Origin of the sequence: Methylophaga sp. UBA1464 (assembly GCF_002325665.1) — a bacterium.
Lineage (GTDB): Bacteria > Pseudomonadota > Gammaproteobacteria > Nitrosococcales > Methylophagaceae > Methylophaga.
This window is the reverse complement of the sequence record NZ_DCSO01000089.1, coordinates 1-613: the sequence shown is the minus strand read 5'-3', so window position 1 is coordinate 613 and position 613 is coordinate 1. Positions and strand designations below refer to the sequence as shown.

Genomic DNA, 613 nt, shown 5'->3' with positions numbered 1-613 from the left:
GCGGATAGTCCTGCTACTACAATCCGTGCGGATATACTGCAAGCCATACAAAAACAAGGTGGTGAAGGCGAAGCGGTTGCTACCGAAAAATTTAAATCGATGATGCAAAACGCGAGTAAAATGCCTCAGCAAACGAATGCTGCGAGTGCCGAAGCTATTGCCTCCATGCGTCAGGTAGAGCCATTAACAGAGAAAGGTCCTGCTTCCACCTTGAGTAATCCTTTAGTGTTCTCTGCAACGACGGGAACAGCGACACCTGTGGCAGGCGTGGCCAGCGCAGGAAGTCCGGCTTTATCATTGGATATTCAGCCACAATTGAATAATGCGGCGTGGGCCAGAGTGATGAGTAGTCGAGTGGTGTGGATGGCGCGTGAAGGTGTGCAGCAAGCGGAACTGAGGCTGAATCCGGCTCATCTGGGACCAGTAGAGGTCAGACTGAGCATGCAAAATGAACAGACAAGTGTTACGTTTGTCGCCTCAAATGCCGCCGCCAGAGATGCCCTGGAGCAGGCACTGCCAAGATTGCGCGAGAGTTTCAGTGACAATGGATTGGCGCTTAATCATGCTGAAGTCAGTCATCAGGATCAGTCCTCGCAAAGTTCTGAGCAGGATG

At 51.5% G+C, this 613-nt stretch carries 1 protein-coding gene; it reads left to right on the top strand.

Features of this window, described 5'->3' with window-relative positions:
- Nucleotides 1-613 (top strand): flagellar hook-length control protein FliK (locus B3O33_RS11495; RefSeq protein ID WP_292363625.1); only part of this gene is annotated, 613 nt, incomplete at both ends.